This is a genomic window from Corynebacterium sp. HMSC075F02, from assembly GCF_001838335.1.
In the GTDB taxonomy this organism is placed as follows: domain Bacteria; phylum Actinomycetota; class Actinomycetes; order Mycobacteriales; family Mycobacteriaceae; genus Corynebacterium; species Corynebacterium jeikeium_D.
On sequence record NZ_KV836313.1, the window covers coordinates 162,642 to 184,844 of the forward strand.

General features: G+C 58.2%; 17 protein-coding genes. 8 read left to right on the forward strand and 9 right to left on the reverse strand.

Annotated features, from left to right (window positions below):
• Positions 1–83: 83 nt before the first annotated feature.
• Positions 84–2,663: an ATP-dependent chaperone ClpB gene (clpB, locus tag HMPREF2920_RS07080; protein ID WP_070601029.1), complete on the reverse strand. Its 2,580-nt coding sequence runs from the start codon at positions 2,661–2,663 to the stop codon at positions 84–86.
• A gap of 360 nt (positions 2,664–3,023) precedes the next feature.
• Between clpB and HMPREF2920_RS07085 the strand changes: the two genes are divergently transcribed.
• Positions 3,024–3,911, forward strand: coding sequence for a fructose bisphosphate aldolase (locus HMPREF2920_RS07085; protein ID WP_038626781.1), 888 nt, complete (start codon positions 3,024–3,026; stop codon positions 3,909–3,911).
• Positions 3,912–4,007: 96 nt separating this feature from the next.
• Here HMPREF2920_RS07085 and HMPREF2920_RS07090 read toward each other — a convergent pair whose 3' ends face one another.
• Positions 4,008–4,625: a trimeric intracellular cation channel family protein gene (locus tag HMPREF2920_RS07090; protein ID WP_016421558.1), complete on the reverse strand. Its 618-nt coding sequence runs from the start codon at positions 4,623–4,625 to the stop codon at positions 4,008–4,010.
• 99 nt (positions 4,626–4,724) lie between these two features.
• Positions 4,725–5,573 (reverse strand): carbon-nitrogen hydrolase family protein, encoded by an 849-nt coding sequence (locus HMPREF2920_RS07095; protein ID WP_049193760.1) that lies wholly within the window; start codon positions 5,571–5,573, stop codon positions 4,725–4,727.
• 143 nt (positions 5,574–5,716) lie between these two features.
• On the opposite strand from HMPREF2920_RS07095, the gene HMPREF2920_RS07100 reads away from it, so the two are divergent.
• On the forward strand, positions 5,717–6,034 hold the full coding sequence (locus tag HMPREF2920_RS07100; RefSeq protein ID WP_070549985.1) for a hypothetical protein: 318 nt from the start codon (positions 5,717–5,719) through the stop codon (positions 6,032–6,034).
• Positions 6,022–7,584 (forward strand): alpha/beta hydrolase, encoded by a 1,563-nt coding sequence (locus tag HMPREF2920_RS07105; RefSeq protein WP_070601028.1) that lies wholly within the window; start codon positions 6,022–6,024, stop codon positions 7,582–7,584. The genes HMPREF2920_RS07100 and HMPREF2920_RS07105 overlap by 13 nt, the downstream gene beginning before the upstream one ends.
• Positions 7,585–7,692: 108 nt before the next feature.
• On the opposite strand, the gene HMPREF2920_RS07110 is transcribed toward HMPREF2920_RS07105, so the two are convergent.
• Genes HMPREF2920_RS07110 through dnaK form a run of 4 tightly spaced genes read right to left on the reverse strand, consistent with a single transcriptional unit; the run spans position 7,693 to position 11,791 of the window.
• The gene (locus tag HMPREF2920_RS07110; protein WP_070601024.1) at positions 7,693–8,103 is read right to left on the reverse strand and encodes a heat shock protein transcriptional repressor HspR; all 411 of its coding nucleotides are present in this window, start codon (positions 8,101–8,103) and stop codon (positions 7,693–7,695) included.
• Positions 8,103–9,299, reverse strand: coding sequence for a molecular chaperone DnaJ (gene dnaJ, locus HMPREF2920_RS07115; protein WP_005511752.1), 1,197 nt, complete (start codon positions 9,297–9,299; stop codon positions 8,103–8,105). The genes HMPREF2920_RS07110 and dnaJ overlap by 1 nt, the downstream gene beginning before the upstream one ends.
• Positions 9,300–9,359: 60 nt before the next feature.
• The gene (gene grpE, locus HMPREF2920_RS07120) at positions 9,360–9,947 is read right to left on the reverse strand and encodes a nucleotide exchange factor GrpE (protein ID WP_016421563.1); all 588 of its coding nucleotides are present in this window, start codon (positions 9,945–9,947) and stop codon (positions 9,360–9,362) included.
• A 2-nt stretch (positions 9,948–9,949) separates the two neighbouring features.
• Positions 9,950–11,791: a molecular chaperone DnaK gene (gene dnaK, locus HMPREF2920_RS07125; RefSeq protein WP_048734453.1), complete on the reverse strand. Its 1,842-nt coding sequence runs from the start codon at positions 11,789–11,791 to the stop codon at positions 9,950–9,952.
• A 518-nt stretch (positions 11,792–12,309) separates the two neighbouring features.
• On the opposite strand from dnaK, the gene HMPREF2920_RS07130 reads away from it, so the two are divergent.
• A complete protein-coding gene (locus HMPREF2920_RS07130; RefSeq protein WP_049171733.1) occupies positions 12,310–13,041 on the forward strand; it encodes a YcnI family protein in 732 nt (243 codons plus the stop codon).
• A gap of 277 nt (positions 13,042–13,318) precedes the next feature.
• Here HMPREF2920_RS07130 and HMPREF2920_RS07135 read toward each other — a convergent pair whose 3' ends face one another.
• The gene (locus HMPREF2920_RS07135) at positions 13,319–14,083 is read right to left on the reverse strand and encodes a cyclase family protein (RefSeq protein ID WP_049171735.1); all 765 of its coding nucleotides are present in this window, start codon (positions 14,081–14,083) and stop codon (positions 13,319–13,321) included.
• A gap of 246 nt (positions 14,084–14,329) precedes the next feature.
• On the opposite strand from HMPREF2920_RS07135, the gene HMPREF2920_RS07140 reads away from it, so the two are divergent.
• Positions 14,330–15,106 (forward strand): enoyl-CoA hydratase, encoded by a 777-nt coding sequence (locus HMPREF2920_RS07140; RefSeq protein ID WP_070601023.1) that lies wholly within the window; start codon positions 14,330–14,332, stop codon positions 15,104–15,106.
• Between the two features lie 132 nt (positions 15,107–15,238).
• Here HMPREF2920_RS07140 and HMPREF2920_RS07145 read toward each other — a convergent pair whose 3' ends face one another.
• Positions 15,239–15,844 (reverse strand): YdcF family protein, encoded by a 606-nt coding sequence (locus tag HMPREF2920_RS07145; RefSeq protein ID WP_224784014.1) that lies wholly within the window; start codon positions 15,842–15,844, stop codon positions 15,239–15,241.
• A gap of 790 nt (positions 15,845–16,634) precedes the next feature.
• On the opposite strand from HMPREF2920_RS07145, the gene HMPREF2920_RS07150 reads away from it, so the two are divergent.
• From HMPREF2920_RS07150 to HMPREF2920_RS07160, 3 genes are all read left to right on the forward strand, one after another.
• Positions 16,635–20,018 (forward strand): heterodisulfide reductase-related iron-sulfur binding cluster, encoded by a 3,384-nt coding sequence (locus tag HMPREF2920_RS07150; RefSeq protein ID WP_070601021.1) that lies wholly within the window; start codon positions 16,635–16,637, stop codon positions 20,016–20,018.
• A 263-nt stretch (positions 20,019–20,281) separates the two neighbouring features.
• Entirely contained in the window at positions 20,282–21,388 is a 1,107-nt protein-coding gene (locus HMPREF2920_RS07155; protein WP_222865634.1) for a histidine kinase, read from the forward strand.
• A 133-nt stretch (positions 21,389–21,521) separates the two neighbouring features.
• A complete protein-coding gene (locus HMPREF2920_RS07160; protein WP_016421571.1) occupies positions 21,522–22,175 on the forward strand; it encodes a response regulator transcription factor in 654 nt (217 codons plus the stop codon).
• Positions 22,176–22,203 lie beyond the last annotated feature (28 nt).

The following is a 22,203-nucleotide window of genomic DNA, read 5'->3' on the forward strand; positions in this document are numbered from 1 at the left end:
GGCGGTTCAGGAGAAAACTCTCTCAAACCGCCCCAACAAACAGACAGCCTGCTCAGCAGTTATCGCCCTGAGTATCAGGCGCCCTAGATTCGGGCTACGCCATCCTCGTCATAGCCGACAACCTTCAGCGACTCGCTATCGTCAGCAACCGTGACCTCTACGCGGTCACCATCGCGAACATCACCAGCGAGCAGTCGACGTGCCAGCTCATCGCCGATTGCCTTCTGCACCAGACGACGCAACGGACGGGCGCCGTAGGCCGGGTCGTAGCCGCGCTCCGACAGCCAATCCAGTGCCTCATCGGAGACATCCAGCACCAGACGACGTGCCTCCAGGCGTTCTGCCAGGTTGCGAACCTGAATGTCCACAATGCCGCGCAGCTGCTCGGAGGTCAGCGGATCGAAGATCGCTACATCGTCGAGACGGTTGATGAACTCCGGCTTGAAGGCCATCTTGACCGCATCCATGATCTGCTCATGCGTACCACCAGCACCGAGGTTGGAGGTCAGAATCAGAATCGTGTTTCGGAAGTCCACGGTTCGGCCCTGACCATCGGTCAGGCGACCCTCATCGAGCACCTGCAGGAGCACATCGAACACGTCCGGGTGAGCCTTCTCGACCTCGTCGAAAAGCACGACGGTGTACGGACGGCGACGAACAGCCTCGGTGAGCTGACCGCCAGCGTCGTAGCCGACGTATCCAGGAGGAGCACCAATCAGACGAGCGACAGAGTGCTTCTCGCCGTACTCGGACATATCGATGCGCACCATCGCACGCTCATCGTCGAAGAGGAACTCCGCCAGCGCCTTGGCCAGCTCTGTCTTACCAACGCCAGTTGGACCGAGGAACAGGAAGGAACCAGTCGGACGGTTCGGATCGGCAACACCCGCACGCGAACGGCGGACGGCATCGGAGACAGCCTCCACAGCGGCATTCTGACCAACAACGCGACGGCCGAGGTTGAGCTCCATTTCGAGCAGCTTCTCGGTCTCACCCTGCATCATCTTGCCAGCCGGGATACCCGTCCAGGCGGAGACAACCTCAGCGACTTCCTGAGGCGTGACCTCCTCCTTGAGCATGGAGTTTTCCTCTGCGTCAGCGACCGATTCCTCGGCGGCCTCCAGCTTCTTCTCCAACTCAGGGATGCGTCCGTAACGCAGCTCTGCGACGCGCCCGTAGTCACCTTCGCGCTCAGCCTTTTCGGACTCAGTGCGCAGGGCATCGAGCTCTTCGCGGACGGAGCGGACATCATCAATCGAGGACTTCTCGTTCTGCCAGCGAGTCTTCAGAGCGTTGAGCTTCTCGCGCTCATCTGCAAGTTCCTCACGGAGCTTGTCCAGGCGTTCCTTCGACGCGATGTCAGTTTCCTTCTCCAGGGCCATTTCCTCGATTTCGAGGCGGCGCACGATGCGTTCCGCGGAGTCGATTTCCTCCGGCGAGGAGTCAATCTCCATACGCAGACGCGATGCGGCCTCATCAACCAGGTCGATAGCCTTATCCGGCAGGAAGCGGGATGTGATGTAGCGGTCCGACAGCGTTGCTGCAGCCACCAGCGCGGAGTCCTGGATGCGAACACCGTGGTGGACCTCGTAGCGCTCCTTCAGACCACGCAGAATACCAATGGCGTCCTCAACGCTCGGCTCACCGACAAAGACCTGCTGGAAACGACGCTCCAGCGCAGCATCCTTCTCGATGTACTTGCGGTACTCATCCAGGGTCGTCGCACCGACCAGCCGCAGCTCACCACGAGCCAGCATCGGCTTAATCATGTTGCCCGCATCCATCGAGCCATCACCCGTGGCGCCAGCGCCAACGATGGTGTGAATCTCATCGATGAAGGTAATAATCTGACCGTCGGATTCCTTAATCTCGTCCAGAACCGCCTTCAGGCGCTCCTCGAACTCACCGCGGTACTTCGCACCGGCGACCATAGAGCCCAAATCCAGACTCATCAGGGTCTTGCCCTTCAGAGATTCCGGCACATCACCTGCAACAATGCGTCGTGCCAGCCCCTCTACAATGGCCGTCTTACCAACGCCCGGCTCACCAATGAGCACAGGATTGTTCTTGGTGCGACGACTTAAGACCTGTACCACGCGACGAATCTCCGCATCGCGGCCGATAACTGGGTCAATCTTGCCCTCACGTGCCCGCGCGGTTAAGTCCGTCGCATACTTTTCCAGAGCCTGGTACTGCTCTTCCGGATTTTCCGTTGTTACCTTCCTCGATCCACGCACGCTAGTCAGCGCACCCTTTAACGCCTCGGCAGTAGCACCCGCCGACTGCAGCACAGTTGCCGCCTCCGACTGGCCAGTTGCTACACCGATAAGCAGAATTTCCGTGGAAACGTACTCGTCTCCCAGCTCCCCCGCCAGCTCCTCGGCGGCGTTCAGTGCATTAACAGCGTCCCTATTAAACTGCGGGTTCGCCATATTCGCCCCGCTTGCCGACGGGTACCCCGCGACCAGCTCCTTAGCGCGGGTCAAAACCCCAGAAGGATTAACGCCCGCTGCTTCAAGCAGTGGAGCCGCAATACCCTCCTTTTGCTCCAGCAGTGCTACCAGAATGTGCCCAGGCCGGATATCCGGGTTACCCGCGCTGGTCGCGGCCTTCATAGCTTCCTGGAGAACTTCTCCAGTCTTAGTTGTTGGTGTAAAACTCATAACTTGCGCCCCTTTGACTCAACTTTGTCATTCACTACCCATAACGCACTCAGCCTTGAGTCTGTTCCACTCAACTTCAAATTTTTCAATTTCCCGACCGTGATTCACACCACACCTATAGCAAAAAGGATTGAGCTCGGCAGCGTCGTTAAGCGTAGTAGCGCGCCGGAAAGCACTAGAAAACGTTGGAAAGCTCCAGAAACCACGTGCGAACACACTCCGACACACCGCCCGACGTCCTCACCAGCACACTCCCGCCGGATTCAACTTCCCCCATGTGAGTGATGGGCGGGCAGCGCACTCATATTGTTTTGGTTACCCTGGTAGGTGACATTCCTTCATTCTCACGAAAGGACTCGAATGAACATCGAGCAGGCACGTCAGATGACTGAGGGCAAGGGCTTCATCGCCGCTCTCGACCAGTCCGGTGGATCTACCCCGAAGGCGCTGCGCCTGTACGGCATCAACGAGGATCAGTACTCGAACGAAGATGAAATGTTCGACCTGGTTCACGAGATGCGTACCCGCATCATCACTTCCCCGTCCTTCAACTCTGAGCAGATTATTGGCGCGATTCTCTTCGAGCAGACCATGGATCGCGACATCGAGGGAATCCCGACCGCTCAGTACCTGTGGGAAAAGAAGGGCATCGTCCCGTTCCTGAAGACTGACAAGGGCCTGGCAGACAAGGAAAACGGCGTTCAGCTTATGAAGCCGTGCCCGGGCCTGGATGAGCTGCTGGAGCGCGCTGTCGCTAAGGGCATCTTCGGTACCAAGATGCGTTCCTTCATTGCCGAGGCAAACGAAGAGGGCATCAAGGCCAACATTGCCCAGCAGTTCGAGTTCGGCAAGCAGGTTCTGTCCCACGGTCTGGTTCCGATCCTGGAGCCGGAGGTCGACATCAACGCTGCTGACAAGGCAGAGGCTGAGGACATCGTCCTGCGCGAGCTGCTCGCTGGCCTGGATGACCTGGCTGATGACCAGAAGGTCATGATCAAGGTTTCCATCCCGACCAAGGATGACCTGTACAAGCCGCTGATTGAGCACCCGAAGGTCATGCGCGTTGTCGCCCTGTCCGGTGGCTACGAGCGCGAGGACGCCAACGAGCGTCTGTCCCGCAACCACGGCATGATTGCTTCCTTCTCCCGTGCACTGTCTGAGGGCCTGTCCGCTCAGCAGTCCGACGAAGAGTTCAACGCAACCATGGCTGAGTCCGTCAAGGGCATCTACGAGGCTTCGATTTCCTAATCGTCCGCGCTGTGCATTTGCGCTTGTGCGCGCCTCTAGGTAGTCGCTAGCGCAACTAAAAACTCCCGTACCAGGTTTTCTTGGTGCGGGAGTTATTTAATCGCGCCCTTGATAATCAAATACCGGCAGCGACCAGCCACGCCAAAGCGCCGCTAGTCGAATGAACAGTGCGGACAGCACCGCACAGATGATGTTGATGTTCTCGTGCAGGCCAACCATGTCGAGCACGTAGTAAAGCGTCGCCGCGACGACTGCGATGGAGGCATAGAGCTCCTTTTGAAACACCAGCGGGACGCGGTCACACATCAGGTCGCGGAGCACACCTCCAAACGCACCGGTAAGAACGGCGCCGACAATAGCGATGATGACGCCGTGCCCCATTTCCATGGCCACGCGGGCACCAATGATGGAAAACGCCGACAAACCGATTGCGTCAGCGACCAAGAACACGACCCGGAAGTGCTTCATCAGGAAGTCGGCCAACAGCACCGTGATCAGTGCTGCACCGACAATAACCAGCAAATATTGTGGGCTTGCAACCCACACCAACGGATAGTGACCGAGAATGACATCGCGCAGGGTACCGCCGCCGATAGCAGTCATGCACGCAATTGTTGAAACTCCAAAGAGATCCATGCGCATTCGACCGGCCGCTAGTGCGCCGGTGACGCCTTCGGCCGTAATTCCGATGACCCAGAGGATGTGGAGCAGCATGATAAGAAATATAAAGGACTTCGCCCGAATCGGTAGAACTATAGGCTAATATCCCGCAATCTTCGCCCCCTCGACTCGGCCCGCTTCATTGCTTCCCGGCTAGCCCTGATCGCGAATTTCCAGCACCGGAATCGAGCGACGAATCCGCTCCACCTCCGCTATATCCACATCGGCCACAAGCAACTGCGGGTCGTAGCCCGCCGAGGCAATGACTCCGCCGTCCGCATTGACCAACATGGAGTGCCCCGCGCCGGTCGGCCCCTCATCTTTCCCCGCGGCCTTCGCCCCACCAGGCCGGGCTGCATCGACTGCCGCAATCACACAAGTGCTATCCAGTGCGCGTGCCGACACCAGCGTCTGCCACTGCCTTACCTTGCCCGGGCCATCATTCCACGATGCAGGCAGCGCGATGACCTCTGCGCCCAGGTTGGCCAGTTGAATGAATTGCTCCGGGAACCTGATGTCAAAGCATGTCGCAAGACCGAGGGCGACCGACGATCCGTCGGCAAGCGGGACATCACAGACCACGTGCGCATTGCCCGGCGCGACAGTATCCGATTCGCGAAACCCAAAAGCGTCGAAGAGGTGGAGTTTGTCGTAGAACTCGACACCGGGGCCGTCCTCATCACGCCAAGCCAGAAGCAGCGAATTGAAGACGCGGTGCATCGTCTTACCGTCGCGCTCCACTTCATCTGCCGGCCGGAACATGCCGACCACCACGCTGATTCCGGCATCGTGAGCGGCCTGCGAGACCTCCGCTACGAACCTATCGCTGCTGGACTCCGCCACGACATCCAGGCGACCGGAATTGAACGCCTTCATCGTGGCCTCGGGGAAAACCACCAAATCGGCGTTGTCCTGTGCTGCCCGCGCGATAGTCACCTTCACCGCGTCCAGATTCTCTTCAACCGACGCTGACAATTCCAACTGAGCCAGTGCAATACGCATGCCTAAATGCTACCGACTACCCCGGATTGACCGCCCTGAAGTTATCCACAGCGCGGCTTCCTGCGTTGCTTCCGCTCAGAGTTATCCACAGTTCGCTGAAGATGGTCTTCCGCTGCCTTACTCCACCCAGCAGAATCAAAAACATGGCCGAACACATCACAGTAAACCCAGCTCAACTATCCGCCTTAAGTCGTTCCTACCAGCAGATTTCCACTCGTATTGATGGCCTTTCCACCATCGTCGCAGCTGCCCCAGGAAGCGCCGAGCTCACCTCTGCCCTGCCCGGTTCACGGATTGTCCCCGCGGTCTCCACTACTTGTGGGAAGTGGTCGGAATCATTGCTTGCCGCGTGCACAAACATCGACGTTATTGCGCAGGCTGCCGATGCCCTCGCTGTCAGCGCTCTCGCGCACGAGCATGACCAGTCCGCCGCCTTGGAAAAGCTGTCATGGTCACGGTAGGCGAAGCACTGCTGTGGCATGTGGATTCGCTGGAGACGCTTGCCCGGGCACTGCGTTCCGGGGCACGCGCCCTCGCCGATTCCGCCGACAGTTCCCAGGGCGCACTCAACGCGCTCTCAGAGGACGACTTCGCCGGCGACAACCGCAGCGCCGCCGAGATTTCTGTCACCCACAGCTCCACGCGTCTACGCCGGAGCAGTGTCGCGCTCGAACGTCTCGCCGCCTGCTGCAGCGACACCGCCGCCATGCTTAACGACGTCATCCGCGAACTTACCGACGCGGTAAACCAGGCAACCAACCTGGGATTTCAGGTGAACCTGGTTTCTGGTGCGGTGACTCCGCCGGAGGGCATGCTGTCTGCGATTGCGCGCAGCCTCGTTCATCCCAAAATTCCTTCCGGGCCTTTCACCATGGCCGAATGGCGTGCAACCTCGCAGCTTCGGATTCAGTCGGCTTTGGCTGAACTCAACCGACTCGATGAGAAGGCGGCGGGCGCAATCTCAGCTCTTTCACCACTGGTGGCAAGCGGAGTTAGCGGCTCGGGTAGATTGCAGCCATCACAGGCTGGCAGTGGTACTGGCAACCCTGCTGACAGAGGGCTTGACGGTGGTTGGGACTTGGAAGTTGGGAGCGGATTGACTGGGGCGTATTCGAGTAGACCGCTATCGGAGATAGACGCTGCCATGTCCGCTCGCGCCCGGTCTTTGGGGCTGCCTCCTGGACAACTATTGGAGTCCTCGCCTGGACATTCTGCGATTGCGTTCGGTGACGTTGAGCGAGCATCGACTGTGATTACTCTCGTCCCCGGCACCAGCTCTAGCGCGGAGGACGCTAGCAGGCAGTTCGAGCGCGTAGCCGCGACCTTCCACGCCGCCGGTGAAGATCCGGAGGATGTGGCGGTGGTGTTGTTTTCCTATGACGCGCCACCCGACCTCCGTGAGGCCATACGCACCGAGTATCACAATTTTGCCGCTGAGCGGCTGCAGCATTTGCAAGCTGGTTTGATTGAGCGTTCCGGTGGCGTCGATAGTGGTGACACTGCGATTGCCGGTGGCCTTACTAGCCACGGCACGTCTTCTACTCAGCGGCACGTTGTTGCCGGCTATAGCTATGGGGCGACGGTGGTCTCGCAGGCTTCCCTTGGTAGTGGCCTCTACGCGGATAGGGTGCTGCTCATAGCTCCGCCAGGTGTTGGCCCCGGACTGGAGCGCGCAAACGACATGAAACTACTCAAGCCGGACGGCACAGTCCGACCCGAAAATGAGAATAGCCACCGTGTGGCAGTGGCGACGTCCCCGATGGACCCCATTCGTATTCCTGCCGAACTGGGGATTCATGGGAAAAACCCAGCGGATAAGGATTTCGGCGCGTACACACTCAACCTGAGTGAGCGTGGCCTGTCCATGCGAGATTTGACCGATTTCATGGTCACTCCCGTGCAGGATATTCCTCAAAAGTATCGGCACGTTCAGGGCAACCCGCACATCGAACACTACTTTGACGACGAAGTTTTCACCCGCGAGACCAACCGGTGGCTAACTGACAGCTGACCGGTGTCTCAGATCAGCGGTTGCTAATCCACGGCCAAAATTAACAAGCCAAGAGAAAACGGACTAACCAGCCAACGCTGCTTAGTCCGTTCAATCAGCCGTGTGGGATTATCCTTCCGCACCGCGGTTGTCTTTGTGCCTACGTCGTGTGCGCGGCTCCCACATCACCACGGCCGTAGAGCGTGGGACGTGAACCAGTTCGCCACGCGAGCGGCGAGCCTGTGCCTTTGCCTGGTAGAGCTGCTCTCTCAGTTCTGCATTTTCCTGCTCAAGCGAATCCACCCGCTCAGTCAGGTCGATGATGGCCTTAATACCGGCCAAGTTGACGCCGTCTTCCTGACTCAGACGCTGAATCTCACGCAGCAGCGCAACATCGCGTTTGGTGTAGCGCCGACCTCCGCCGGAAGTGCGCTGCGGAGTTACTAACCCGAGTCGGTCATAATTACGCAGCGTTTGCGCATGCATGCCGGCGAGATTCGCGGCTACGGATATGACATAGACCTCAGTGTTGTCGGACATTATTTCGCACCTGCCCACCCCTCACGAGGATTGAACCCGCTAGCACGCTCCGCTTCGACGTAGGAGCGCAATGCCGAAGTGGCATTGTCATCCAAATTGGTCGGTACCTTCACGCGCACGGTCACTAGCAAATCCCCCGGAGTGCCATTGCGCTTTGGGATACCCCGACCGCGCACACGCAGTGTTCGGCCATCGGCTGTGCCAGCCGGCACACGCACACGAATCTTGTCACCCAACGTCGGCACAGTAATGGTGCCGCCGAGTGCGAGTTCGCCGAAGCTCACCGGCACCGTGACCTCAAGGTCATTGCCGCTGCGGGTGAAGACTTCATCCGGGCGAACATGAACGGTGACAAAGAGGTCACCGGCCGGACGCCCTCGCAGTCCCGCTTCACCTTGGCCAGCAAGACGAACCTTCTGGCCGTCCACCACACCTGCGGGGACGCGAACGGTGATGGTACGACGGCGGGTGGTCACACCGGTGCCGTTACACTGCGAGCAAGGGTTCTCGATACGAGTGCCCTGGCCACCACAGTCCGCACACGGACTGGAGAAGCCGAAGGCCCCCTTTTGCTCCTTGACATATCCCGAACCATGACAGGTGGTACACGTCACCGGTGAGGTTCCCGGCGCTGCACCCGAACCATTGCAGTTCGTGCATGGCGACGGGTTGGTGAGCTGCAGCGGGATGGTGACACCTTGGGCAGCCTCGCGGAAATCGAGCGTAATCTCTGTCTCCACATCCGCACCACGGCGGGCCTTCTGCCGCCCGGCAGCACCAGCGCCACCATTGCGGTTTACGAAGCCGCCCAGGAAATCACCTAGGCCACCTGCACCACCAGCATTGCCACCGAATCCGGCACCTCCGCCGAAGAGATCCGACACGTCGAAGTCGAATCCACGTGCACCGGCAGCACCGGCTCCGCCGGCACCTGCGGCACCGGGGAATCGGAAACCACCTGCGAGAGCTGCACGCAGCTCATCGTATTCGCGGCGCTTGTCCTCGTCACCGACCACCGAGTATGCCTCGGAGATTCGCTTGAACTTATCTTCAGCGGCCTTGTTACCCGGGTTCTTGTCCGGGTGGTTCTCCCGGGCTAACTTGCGGTAGGCCTTTTTAATCTCGTCGAGTGACGCAGACTTAGAGACGCCCAAGTCAGCGTAATAGTCCTTATCTGCCCATTCCCGTTGAGTCATGGTGCATCTCCTCCTTTCAGAAAAACTAATTCAAAGAAATCTGCGTCACTTGTGTCTCCGCTACTGCGGATCGCCGATGATTACCATCGCCGTACGAATGACACGGTCATTAATTCGGTAGCCCTTGCGCAGCACATTGGCTAGAACCTTGTCATCCCCTTCAGAGAGATCCTGGACAGCCTCGTGGATGTCCGGGTTGAACTCCTCTCCTGCGGCACCAAATTCCTCAACACCCTGTGCGGTCAGCACGCCACGGAATTTATCCGCGAAAGCCTTCAGCGGCGTGCCGTCTGCCAAGTCGCCGTGCTCTTCAGCCCGGTCGAGGTCATCAGCCAAAACCAGCAGTTCTCCAGCCAGCTTTGCCTTCGCCTGTACGCGCTCGGCTTCACGGTCTCGGTCAACTCGACGACGGTAGTTTGCGAACTCCGCCGACAGGCGCTGCAGGTCCTCCGTGCGCTCATCCAACTCACGCTGGATGGCTGCAACTGGGTCTGCAGCTTCCTCCGCGGCGGTGTCGCCGGCGGCACCTTCGGTCGCCGGCTCCACGTCGTCGTCAAGCTTGGCCTGCTCGAAGACCTCGTTGACCTGATCGGCCAGGTTGGCCGGCTCCTCCGGGGTGGGCTGGTTTCCCTGATCCTGGTCAGTCATTCTTACTTGTCCTTCTCGTCCTCGTCGACGACCTCAGCGTCAACGACGTTGTCGTCAGCGTCAGCGGCCTCAGCACCCTCGGCTGCGGTTGCACCCTCAGCTGCCTGAGCCTCGTAGATAGCCTTACCCATCTCCTGGCTCTCGGTGGACAGCTTCTCGACGGCGGACTTGATGGCCTCGATGTCGGAGCCCTTCAGAGCCTCGTCGACTTCCTTGGCGGCCTCTTCAACGCGGTCGCGGATGTCCTGGGAAACCTTGTCCTCGTTCTCCGATGCGAACTTGCGGGTCTGGTAAGCCATGGACTCAGCCGAGTTGCGGACTTCCTGCTCCTCGCGGCGCTTCTTGTCCTCGTCAGCGTGCTTCTCAGCGTCCTTGATCATCTGGTCGATCTCCTCCTTGGAGAGGCCGGAGCCGTCCTGGATGGTGATCGTGTTTTCCTTACCAGTGCCCTTGTCCTTAGCGGTGACGTGGACAATGCCGTTGGCGTCGATGTCGAAGGTGACCTCAATCTGCGGGACACCACGCGGTGCCGGAGCGATACCGCCCAGCTCGAAAGAGCCCAGCAGCTTGTTAGCTGCAGCCATCTCACGCTCGCCCTGGAAGACCTGAATCTGAACGCTCGGCTGGTTGTCTTCAGCAGTGGTGAAGGTCTCCGAACGCTTGGTCGGGATAGTGGTGTTGCGTTCGATCAGCTTGGTCATGACACCGCCCTTGGTCTCAATACCCAGCGACAGCGGGGTGACGTCGAGCAGCAGCACGTCCTTGACCTCACCGCGCAGAACGCCGGCCTGCAGAGCAGCACCAACTGCGACAACCTCGTCCGGGTTAACGCCCTTGTTCGGCTCACGACCACCGGTCAGTTCCTTGACCAGCTCGGAGACTGCCGGCATACGGGTGGAACCACCGACCAGCACGACGTGGTCAATGTCGGAAACCGAAACATCAGCGTCAGCAATGACCTGCTGGAACGGCTTACGAGTGCGGTCAAGCAAATCAGAGGTGATGCGCTGGAACTCAGTACGGGACAGGGTCTCGTCCAGGAACAGCGGGTTCTTGTCAGCATCAACGGTGATGTACGGCAGGTTGATAGATGCCTGCTGCGAGGAGGACAGCTCAATCTTGGCCTTCTCAGCAGCCTCACGCAGACGCTGCAGAGCCATCTTGTCCTTGGTCAGGTCAATGCCGTTGCTGGACTGGAACTTCTCAACCAACCAGTCAACGATGCGCTGATCCCAGTCATCGCCACCGAGCTTGTTGTCACCAGCAGTTGCGCGAACCTCAACAACACCGTCGCCGATCTCCAGCAGGGAGACGTCGAAGGTACCGCCACCGAGGTCGAAGACCAGAATGGTCTGCTCCTTGTCGGACTTCTCCAGACCGTAAGCAAGTGCAGCAGCAGTCGGCTCATTGACAATGCGCAGGACGTTCAGGCCAGCAATCTGACCCGCTTCCTTGGTTGCCTGACGCTCAGCGTCGTTGAAGTAAGCCGGAACGGTAATAACCGCATCAGTGACGTCGTCACCCAGGTAAGACTCAGCGTCGCGCTTCAGCTTCATCAGCGTACGAGCGGAAATCTCCTGCGGAGTGTACTTCTTGTCATCAATCTCGATGCTCCAGTCAGTACCCATGTGGCGCTTGACCGAACGAATAGTGCGATCAACGTTAGTGACAGCCTGGTTCTTAGCGGACTGGCCAACCAGGACCTCACCATTCTTTGCAAATGCAACCACCGACGGAGTGGTGCGCGAACCCTCAGCGTTCGCAATCACCTGAGCCTCGCCGCCCTCGAGGACGGAGACACAGGAGTTCGTCGTACCCAAGTCAATACCAACAGCGCGTCCCATGATGAACACCTTTCTAGAAGAGTAAAAGAATTGCCCTTAAGTCTTACGCGCTCAAGTCTGCATTGCCGTAGAAAATCTGTCAAGCAAACTTGAGTGTGTCCGACTCAATGTTTGTCATGCTATGCAACGGACTATGGGACAAAGTTATTCCAACCCGACTCAACTTTTCTAAAAAAACCGTCATCACCGCAGGTCACCGCGATAAAAGATTTTTACAAGACTATGCTCTAAAGCCACTCACGGTAGCCGACAGCGCAATTTTCTATACAGAATCCTGCCTCTGGACTCCAGGGGGACAAAGAATTTCCTAGCACTAGCCCTGGGAACTTTCCTGCACAGCGAACCGACTAATCCCCTGACGTGTTTTGCAGCCACCGGCTCATCAACAGGCCATGCCCTTGTTACCCCATGGCCTGACACCGAATCAGCTCTGGCGGCTCCACTAATACATGTCTAAATTCTCCCCATTTACGGGGCGATTGAGCCAAGAATTCATCCCACTTATTTAGGAGTTTTTCGTGCCTCAGAATGCACAGCGACACCATTTCCCCTTTTTCCGTGGGCTCGCAGTAGCGTCGGCAAGCGCCGCACTAACCCTCGCCTTCCCTGCCATTGCATCCGCACATGTGCATGCAACCCCGTCGTCTGCCCCGATTGGCGGCTACGCGGATCTGGCTTTCGGGGTCGGCCATGGCTGCGACGGTTCGCCGACGACGAAGGTCGAGTTCACCATCCCGGAGGAGTTCGAAAAGGTTACGCCGAACGTGAACGCGAACTGGGATGTCACCAAGGAGTCGACCGGCTCTGGCAAGAATGAAAAGGTGCAGAAGGTCATCTACACCGCAAAGACTCCACTGCCGTCGGACCTGAAGGATTCTCTGACGCTCAGCGTGAAGGTGGCTGATGACGCAAAGCCGTCGACAGTTGAGGTGCCGACGCTGCAAACCTGTGAAAAGGGTTCGATGAACTGGGCTGAAAAGGACCACGATAGTGACTACCCGGTTCCAACTGTGGAGCTGATTGAGAAGTCGGAAGACAATGAACATAGCCACGGCCACGACCACAGCCACAACCATGGCACCAGCGAGACAAACCACGGCGATAGCCGCTCAGACGACGTGGAGCATTCCGCAGCTGCTACCAGCGAGGATTCGAGCAGCACGCTTGGCGGCTGGGGCCTGGGGCTCGGCCTCGTGGGCGCGCTGACCGGTATTGCCGCATTGGTAGTTTCACTGCGTAAGCGAGGTTAAGACCACAGGCGGATTGCCACTCGGGAATCCGCCTTCACCGCGGCACTGCCGCCCATGCCTTCACAGAGCTCACCCCATGCGAGCACATAGAGCCGGCCGATCTTGACAATGCACGCCGGAGGATAATCCGTGCTGTCGGCTCGTCGTTTCGGTCGACGCAGTGAACGGACAATGCAAAGCTCTCAAACAATGACGGCTGAATCACGCATCTAGGCTCGGATTGAGTTAGGCGAAGCTTTATGGCGTATTCGAAAACCGTTCGAAGGCAGTGGGAGGATTACACTGGCAAAACAGCAAAAACTCGAGCTGGGAACCCCGTCCCATCCTTTGGCTTCGGCCAGGAGGCAACCACGAGAGCCCCCGTTTCCGGCACCTGGTCGAGCCCAGCCAGAAGTTCAATCTGCCATCGGTCACGCCCTAATAGATAGAGTTCCGTCGGCAAGCTGCCACCATGAGCCACGATGCCGGGGTCCGTATCAGTGGTCTCGTGCCCAATCGCCACAACGCCACGGTTGTCTATCAACCATTCGACAACCTCAACGTTCCATCCTGGGTAGTGAGTCACGCCCTCTTCATCCGCATTGGCCATTGCCTCAGCGTCAGGCCACCGCTTTGACCAGTCACTGCGAAATGCGACAAATGCACCGCCCGGAATCAAACCATTGCGTTCCTCCCACGCCTCGACATCAGCAATCGAAGGGGAGAAATCATTATCCCGAGCGACTTCAGCAGTGAAATCTAGGACGACCAAAGGCAGGATCATCTGCTCGACGCCAATATTGTCAAGAGTTCTCGTCTCTTGGACGAAATGCACAGGCGGATCCACATGCGTACCCCACTGGCCAACAAACTGATACTGGTCGATTTCAAATCCATGCTCAGCAACGGTGAAAAGCCGTGTTCGCTGTTCGTCGGGAAGCGCAGGGAATTTCGGCTGACCGGCGTGAAACGCGTGAGTCAAGTCAACATAGGTGTGGTTTTCCCGAAGCTTGCGAGCAATGTCCCATAGTTCGTGCGTGTTTGCGGTGTTCTTGTTCGACATAAAGCGAAGTATATAGACAAAGCTGTCTAGTTAGCCAATATGGCCACCGGCACATCGAGCACTAAAAGACACCAACTCGCCCCACCCTGCACCTATCAGCTCAAACAGCCTGACGACACCCGCTACCGCAGGTACCCTCGCATACAGGAAAGACTTTTCAAGCCGCAGCCACGTTCTTCAGATTTTGGAATTGCGGGCTACATACACAACTTTCACCAAACTCAAGCCATCCCAAAGGAGTATCTAATGACCACCTACGAAAACATCCTTACCGAAACCCGAGGTCGCGTCGGCATTATCACCCTGAACCGCCCGAAGGCACTGAACGCCCTGAACCACAAGACCATGGAAGAGATCGGCGCAGCAGCCACCGCTTTCGACAACGACTCGGGAATCGGCGCGATTATCATCACCGGCTCCGAGAAGGCGTTTGCCGCAGGTGCGGACATTAAGGAGATGGCGGACAAGTCCGGCACCGAGATGTATGCCTCTGACTGGTTCGCACGTTGGGATGTTCTGACTTCCGTCCGCACTCCAGTTATCGCCGCCGTCAACGGCTACGCCCTGGGCGGTGGCTGCGAGGTCGCTATGATGGCGGACTTCATCATCGCTGGCGCTAAGGCCAAGTTCGGTCAGCCTGAGGTCAACCTCGGCATCTCTCCGGGCATGGGCGGCTCGCAGCGTCTCACCCGCGCAATCGGCAAGGCTAAGGCAATGGAGATGTGCCTCACCGGCCGCATGATGGGTGCCGAGGAAGCTGAGTGCGCAGGTCTGGTCGCCCGCGTCGTCGAGCCGGAGGCGCTTCTCGACGAGACCCTGAAGGTCGCCGAAGCGATCGCCGAAAAGTCGCTGGTTGCCACCACGTTGATCAAGGAGCAGATCAACCAGGCATACGAGATGACTCTGTCGCAGGGCCTTCTTTACGAGCGCCGTACCTTCCACTCCCTGTTCTCCTCCAACGACCAGAAGGAAGGCATGGCCGCGTTCTCCGAGAAGCGCAAGGCGAACTTCACCAATTCCTAGGATCTCCAGGCGATTATCCGCCTGAAGAAAAGCGAGAGACCCATCCCCTCGAGGGAACCTCTCGCTTTTCTGCCTCAATAGGCCAGTCGATTATGACCGCCCCGCTAGCCGCTGGCCGTATACGTCTAGTGGCTAGTTCACAGTCGACGGGACGGCCAGCCACAGCGCCGAGTCGTCGGCAGCAGAATAGGTGTCGCGTGCGCGCGGTGTGTGCGTTGGAGAAGTCACAATGACAGCGGCACGAACGCCACTGGTTCCCGATTCCGCAAGGTATGCAGTGCCAGCCGCATTTTCAACAGTGGAGTCTGAGTTTGTTTCCATCGTGATTCGCCGCTTCCATACCCCCATAGCTGCAAGCGCATCACGCATGTACTCAGCCTCAGTCTGGCAATCCGGCTGAGTACGACCACCCGTGACGATGACCGGATTAAGAGGATGACGCAGCGCCAGCGAACGTGCAGTTTCCAATCGGGACGTCAAGACAGCAGGAGCACTGCAGTCGGGATTGAGACGGGCTCCGAGCACAATAATCGGCACCTGAGGATCAAGTAGCGCAGTCTCCGCAGCTGCACGTCCGACCGGGGAAACCACCACTGGAGTCATAAGCGAGCTATTGAACGCCTTGACTGCGACCGCACTGACCGGATTGGCGTTTGCCACTGCGCCCGAGCTAAAGACCGCACTCGCAGTAAGAATAAGGCCGGCTCCAGCCATAGCGATTGCACGGAAAGATCGCACTATTAAAGTCCCTCTCAAGAAAAAGTGGCACTGAGACATCCATACCCCACTGCCATTTAGAATCAGACGGATAAATCCGCAGTATCACGCTGCTAATACTAGGTAATACACAGAATGGCGCCTACATAAGAATTGCGCCGGGGGTGGCCAGGCAACTCTCCTCACCACCGAATTGGCACGCCGATTACTAGGCAAATTGCGGACATAGAGGCTTTTAAATCCACTTGGGATTCATAAAAGTCAGTTACATTTAATGACTTTTTCGTTAATTGCCAGCAAATCCCGGGCCCAATAGCGAACTATCCACCAAAACACAGGTACAGAAGTAACTATTGTTATTTGTGTTAAGAATGTAACGCATGTGAATACATGTCTGCTTCAATCAGTTTTCAAAGACCAACACGCCACCGACCCCCCTCTCCGCCTCGCAACACAGCTCCGCCCCTGCGCTTCGGCGCTACCCCCGCAATGCGTCCGCAGAACATCGAGTCGACAACACTCGACAACTGCCCACACGCAACACCGCCACCACTTCCGCCCATAAAAGAGTGACGACGAAAGTGCCTCGCGCCGCCGTCAAGCGAAGGCGTTGCCCCTCGAATCCCTCTCGAATAAAACAACGATTTTTTTGCGTAATTCGCCAAATAACCGCTGGTTACACCGTGTATCGATGAATTCAGCACCATTTTGGACATTAGTTAGGTAAGCGTCCGCGGCTCGTGATAGAACTCACAAGAGAACTATTTTCACTCAGCCATCACCCTGGCTGAGCCAGCCTAGAAGGAACATTATGAGCGTGCTCAACCTCGCCGCGGCGACGGCTGACACGGCGATTCCGGAATCTACCGGATTCACCGTCGCAGTCGGCGTTATTGGCGTCCTGTTGTCCCTGCCCTGCTGGTTCATCTTTATCAAGGGATTCACCCATATGGTGAAGACCATCATGGTGGGCCAAAAGACATACGGTCACACCGGTGAATGGGGAACCCGTATTTGGACCATGATCCGAGAGATCGTCGGTCACACCAAGATGGCCAAGAAACCCGGCGTTGCTGTGGCTCACTGGTTCGTCATGGTGGGCTTCCTCCTCGGCTCCCTGGTGTGGTTCGAGGCGTACATTCAGACCTTCTGGCCAGCCGGTGGTTGGCCAATCCTCAGGAATCTGACCGCCTGGCACTTCATCGACGAACTGCTCGGCCTGGGCACCACCCTGGGCATCCTGACACTGATCCTCGTCCGCCAGACCAACCTGGGCAAGGAGCGCCTGAGCCGCTTCTACGGCTCCAACGCTGGTGCTGCTTATTTCGTCGAGGCTGTCGTCCTCATCGAGGGCCTCGGCATGATGTTCGTCAAGGCAGCCAAGCTGGCTACCTACGGCGACCACGGTCACACTGGCGCCGAGGTCTGGAACTGGGCGAACTTCGCCACCGGTGGTATCGCACAGATTCTGCCGGCCTCCGAAGTCATGGTGTCCATCTTCGCGCTGATTAAGCTGCTGTCCGGTATGGTCTGGCTCTTCGTTGTTGGCCGCAACCTGACTTGGGGTGTCGCATGGCACCGCTTCCTGGCATTCGCCAACATCCTGCTCAAGCGCAACGCTGATGGCTACAACGCCCTCGCTGGCGCTAAGCCGATGACCTCTAACGGCGAGATTTTGAACCTGGAAGAGGCTGACCCAGAAGTTGACTCCATGGGTACCGGTGTGGTCACCGACCACTCCTGGAAGGCTCTGCTGGACTTCACCTCTTGTACTGAGTGTGGTCGCTGCCAGGAGCAGTGCCCGGCATGGAACACTTCCAAGCCACTGTCCCCGAAGCTGCTGGTTAACCAGCTGCGTGACCACGCTTACGCTTCTGCCCCGTACCTGCTGGCTGGCGAGACCATCGAAACCGCTCGCGAGGGCGAAGGCGCTGGCGCAGCACTCCTGACCAAGCCGCTGGTTGGCGACGGCGATGAGGGCATCATCGACCAGGACGTCCTGTGGTCCTGCACCAACTGTGGTGCCTGTGTTGAGCAGTGCCCGGTTGACATTGAGCACATCGACCACATCGTTGATATGCGTCGCTACCAGGTCCTGGTGGAGTCGGACTTCCCGACCGAGCTGGCTGGCCTGTTCAAGAACCTTGAGACCAAGGGCAACCCGTGGGGCCAGAACGCTTCCACTCGCGCCGACTGGATCAATGAGGTCCGCAAGGAAGGCGTCGTTGTCCCGATTTGGGGCGAGGATGTCGAGAGCTTCGACGATACCGAGTACCTGTTCTGGGTCGGTTGTGCCGGTGCTTACGACGACAATGCGAAGAAGACCACCAAGGCTGTTGCAGAGATGCTTTACACCGCAGGTGTGAAGTACGCTGTGCTCTCCCAGGCCGAGGGTTGTACTGGCGACTCCGCTCGCCGTGCTGGTAACGAATTCCTCTTCCAGATGTTGGCTGAGCAGAACATCGAGCAGCTCGACGAGGTCTTCGACGGTGTGCCGCCTAAGCAGCGCAAGATTGTCGTCACCTGTGCGCACTGCTTCAACACCTTCAAGAACGAGTACCCGGAGCTGGGCGGACAGTACGAAGTTGTCCACCACACCCAGCTGCTGAACAAGCTGGTTCGTGCTAACCGCCTGCAGCCGGTTGCTTCGGGTCAGGGCCGCCAGGTCACCTACCACGACCCATGCTTCCTGGGCCGCCACAACAAGGTATTCGAAGCTCCGCGTGAGCTGATTGGCGCGTCCGGCGCCAACCTCGTCGAAATGCCACGTAATAAGAACACCGGCTTCTGCTGTGGTGCTGGTGGCGCTCGCATGTGGATGGAAGAGACCATCGGTCAGCGCATCAACGTAAACCGCACCGAAGAGGCTGTCGGAACCGGCGCTGAGGCAATTGCCATCGGCTGCCCGTTCTGTAAGACGATGATGAACGATGGCGTCAACAACGTCATCGAGGACGACGAGAAGAAGCCGGAGGTCCTGGACATCGCCCAGATGCTCCGCGACTCCGTGAAGGTCGACGGCGAGCTGCCGCAGGCACGCGAACCGGAGTGGATTGAGCAGCCGGAGCGTGGCTGGGTCGATCCGAAGAAGGCTGAAGAGGAAGAGCGTCAGCGCCTCGAGGAAGAGGAAGCTAAGCGCAAGAAGGCTGAGGCTGCCGAGAAGAAGAAGGCAGAGAAGGCTTCCGCTGCCGGCGCTGGTGCCGCAGCTGCTGGTGCTGCTGCAGGCGCTGCCGCCAAGGGTGGCGCTCCGACTCCGGGTGGTGCTCCGAAGCCGGGTGGTGCCAAGGGCGGCGCACCGACCCCAGGTGGTGCCAAGAAGGGCGCTCCGACTCCGGGTGGTGCTCCAAAGCCAGGCGGTGCCAAGGCCGGCGCACCAACTCCGGGTGGCACCAAGAAGGGTGCTCCTGCTCCGGGTGGCGCTCCGAAGCCAGGCGGCGCCAAGGCCGGCGCCCCGGTTCCAGGTGGTGCAAAGGGCGGCGCCCCGACCCCAGGCGGTGCCAAGAAGGGTGCTCCAGCTCCGGGCGGCGCTCCGAAGCCAGGCGGAGCAAAGGCCGGCGCACCGGTTCCAGGTGGCGCTAAGAAGGGCGCTCCAGTTCCGGGCGGCGCCAAGGCCGCTAAGCCGGCCGCGCAGGCAGAGCCAGCAGCTGCAGAAACCGAAGCTCCGGCTGAGGCTCCGAAGGCAACCAAGGGCGCTCCGATTCCGGGTGGCGCACGCAAGGGTGCCCCGGTTCCAGGTGGTGCTAAGAAGGCAGCCCCGGCCGCCAAGCCGAAGGCCGAGGAAACCGCTCCCGCCGAGGACACCGCTGCTGAAGTAGCGGCCACCGAGTCCGAGCAGCCAGCAGCTGACCAGCCAGCAGCTGAGCAGCCGAAGACCGCATCCGGTGCTCCGGTTCCGGGCGGCGCACGCAAGGGCGCTCCAATCCCGGGTGGCGCACGCAAGGCCAAGCCAGTCGCTAGCACCCCTGCCCCGGCAGCAGAGGAAACCGAAGCTCAGGAGGCTCCTGCTCAGCCAGTGGCAGAGCAGGCTCCGGCGCAGCCAGAGGTTACTGAACAGCAGTCGGCGGAAGATGCCGCCTCCACCGAGCAGGCCACTGAGGCCCCAGCCGAGGAGACGCAGGCGCCGTCGGCAAGCGCTAAGAACCTTCCGCGCAACCAGCACGGAGTTCCGCTGCCAGGATCGGCGCGTCGTAAGTAGCACTCGCTAAGTAAGCAAAAATCCGCCCGAGAGGTTATTCTTCCCGGGCGGATTTTTTGTGCTTTACGACGACCCCTGCGCCACGGCATTAATCATGCAAATGGCACTCTCAACCGCACTGACAATATATTGATTACTGCATATTGATTACTGCATCCCGTTAGAGATGACCGCGTTGTGGTGTGGAAAGAGGTCTTGGCGTAGTGATTAAGAAATCGCTGTCACAGATAAGGGACTTTCTGAGGACTCCGGGGTCAGTGGAGATGGTCATTGCGCTGATCCTCACTGCTCTCGATGCGCTAATTTTCCGCGAGAGCAACTCTGATCTATTGTTGCCGACCATTATCGGTGGCCTTCAGGTCATTCTTGTTGCAGTGGCGACGTATTTGCCGCTCTTTGCCATGGTGGTTGTCCCAGCGAATTTCTTGGCGTTGACTTTCCTTCCCACAGAGCAGGCTCCAATGCAGATTTTCTGCGCGCTTCTCATCGTGGAAGTGATGCGTGCTAACAACAACAAGATGCCGGCGAGAATCACTGCGTTGCTGTTGTTGGTGATTTCAAACTACGACGTAAACACAAGTACTTTCGCACGCGACCATGTCGCGACCTTTGTGACAACACTGCTTTTTGTGATTGCCTACGCCATCGGCATGATGCGCAGCCGCTACAAAGAACAACGCCGGCGGGCAACGATTGAATCTAACCGCGCTCTGGAAGAACAACGCCTTGAGTTGGCGACCGTACTGCACGACTCCACCGCCAAGTCCTTTACTCGCGTAACCATGCTGGCGCAGGCGCTCGCCATCGAGCGAGAAGGGACCGATGAAAAACTTGAAGAATCCCTGGAGGACATCGCAGAGACCTCCCGAGAAGGCCTGCTACAGCTTCGCCAGTTGCTTTCATTGCTGAAATCAGCTGACGACGAGAGTTCTTTGACCTCCGCTATCGGCCAGGATGAGCGAGTTCCCAGCATGAGCAGGGTGCTTCAACAGGCCAAGGATGAACTGCAGGAAGCTGGGTTTAACGTTTCGCTGGCCACGAAGATTGAAACCGAGCCCTCTTTGACGCAGATTTCAGAGGTTATCTCGCCGGCGCTGTCGGAGTTCTGCACGAACATTCAGAAGTACGGCGAACCGCAAACGAACGTTCACATTCTGGCGCTGAGCAATGAGGAAGATGGCTTCACGCTCGACATCAGCAATCAGATATCGAAGGCGCTACCGCATTTTCTGCCGCGGGCGATGCTCTCGAGCGGTTTGGGGCTTTCCTCACTGCATCGGCGAGTGCGACCGTGGGACGGTTCCATCACGTCAGAACGAGAGGGAAATGTGTGGAATTGCAAACTCCACATGCCATCTACCAACCAGTAGGTTACGCTAGCGTAAGATTGGTGTAGGAGCCGCCTGTGACGAAGATATCTCTCGAAAAGTCCTGGTTAGCGTAGTAATATCACACGATGACAGATATTGTTCGGTTTTTATAACTTCTATGAAAGGTTCGCGGATGTCTGACATTAAGGTTCTCATTGTCGACGACGACCCACTCGTACTCTCGACGCTGCGAACCTATTTCAAGAAGGCACCGCATATCACCGTGGTCGATGAAGCCAGCGATGGCCACGAGGCTCTCAACATTATTGCCCGTGGTGGCGTTGACGTAGTTTTGACCGATATTCATATGCCCAACATGGACGGCGTTGAGCTACTTGAGCGCATTAAGAAGGTGGAGAATCCACCGAAATTCATCGCTATCACCTCATTTGATACCGATGAAACAATGCTGAAAATCTTGAGTCTCGGCGGAAATGGCTACATTCTCAAAACTGCCCGCCCGGAATCCGTCATTGGCACCGTTGAAGATGTTTTCCAGGGCGGCACCGTCATCTCACCGATTTCTGCGACTCGGCTGATTAAAACTCTGCCGTCCCGCAACATTTCCTCGTACAAAATCACTCAAGCCGAGCGAGAGGTTCTCGGCCTGATCTGCCGCGGCAAATCGAACCACGACATCGCCAAGGAGCTCGGCAAGTCGCCGGGCACTATCAAGAAGCATCTCTCCAGCATGTTCAATAAGTTTGGAGCTACCTCTCGCCTGGACCTGGCGCTGAAAGCAATAGATGCGGGCTTCCATCCGCCGGCATCCGCTGCCGCAGAATAACCAGGGGCTCTGAGATTTGGCCGGTTAG

Coding starts and splice junctions, on each gene's coding strand:
- grpE (WP_016421563.1), bottom strand. CDS start 9,947: ATGACTGACCAGGATCAGGGAAACCAGCCCACCCCGGAGGAGCCGGCC.
- HMPREF2920_RS07105 (WP_070601028.1), top strand. CDS start 6,022: ATGGTCACGGTAGGCGAAGCACTGCTGTGGCATGTGGATTCGCTGGAG.
- HMPREF2920_RS07140 (WP_070601023.1), top strand. CDS start 14,330: ATGACCACCTACGAAAACATCCTTACCGAAACCCGAGGTCGCGTCGGC.
- dnaK (WP_048734453.1), bottom strand. CDS start 11,791: ATGGGACGCGCTGTTGGTATTGACTTGGGTACGACGAACTCCTGTGTC.
- HMPREF2920_RS07135 (WP_049171735.1), bottom strand. CDS start 14,083: ATGTCGAACAAGAACACCGCAAACACGCACGAACTATGGGACATTGCT.
- HMPREF2920_RS07090 (WP_016421558.1), bottom strand. CDS start 4,625: ATGCTGCTCCACATCCTCTGGGTCATCGGAATTACGGCCGAAGGCGTC.
- HMPREF2920_RS07085 (WP_038626781.1), top strand. CDS start 3,024: ATGAACATCGAGCAGGCACGTCAGATGACTGAGGGCAAGGGCTTCATC.
- HMPREF2920_RS07155 (WP_222865634.1), top strand. CDS start 20,282: ATGGTCATTGCGCTGATCCTCACTGCTCTCGATGCGCTAATTTTCCGC.
- dnaJ (WP_005511752.1), bottom strand. CDS start 9,299: ATGACTCAACGGGAATGGGCAGATAAGGACTATTACGCTGACTTGGGC.
- HMPREF2920_RS07095 (WP_049193760.1), bottom strand. CDS start 5,573: ATGCGTATTGCACTGGCTCAGTTGGAATTGTCAGCGTCGGTTGAAGAG.
- HMPREF2920_RS07150 (WP_070601021.1), top strand. CDS start 16,635: ATGAGCGTGCTCAACCTCGCCGCGGCGACGGCTGACACGGCGATTCCG.
- HMPREF2920_RS07110 (WP_070601024.1), bottom strand. CDS start 8,103: ATGTCCGACAACACTGAGGTCTATGTCATATCCGTAGCCGCGAATCTC.
- clpB (WP_070601029.1), bottom strand. CDS start 2,663: ATGAGTTTTACACCAACAACTAAGACTGGAGAAGTTCTCCAGGAAGCT.
- HMPREF2920_RS07100 (WP_070549985.1), top strand. CDS start 5,717: ATGGCCGAACACATCACAGTAAACCCAGCTCAACTATCCGCCTTAAGT.
- HMPREF2920_RS07160 (WP_016421571.1), top strand. CDS start 21,522: ATGTCTGACATTAAGGTTCTCATTGTCGACGACGACCCACTCGTACTC.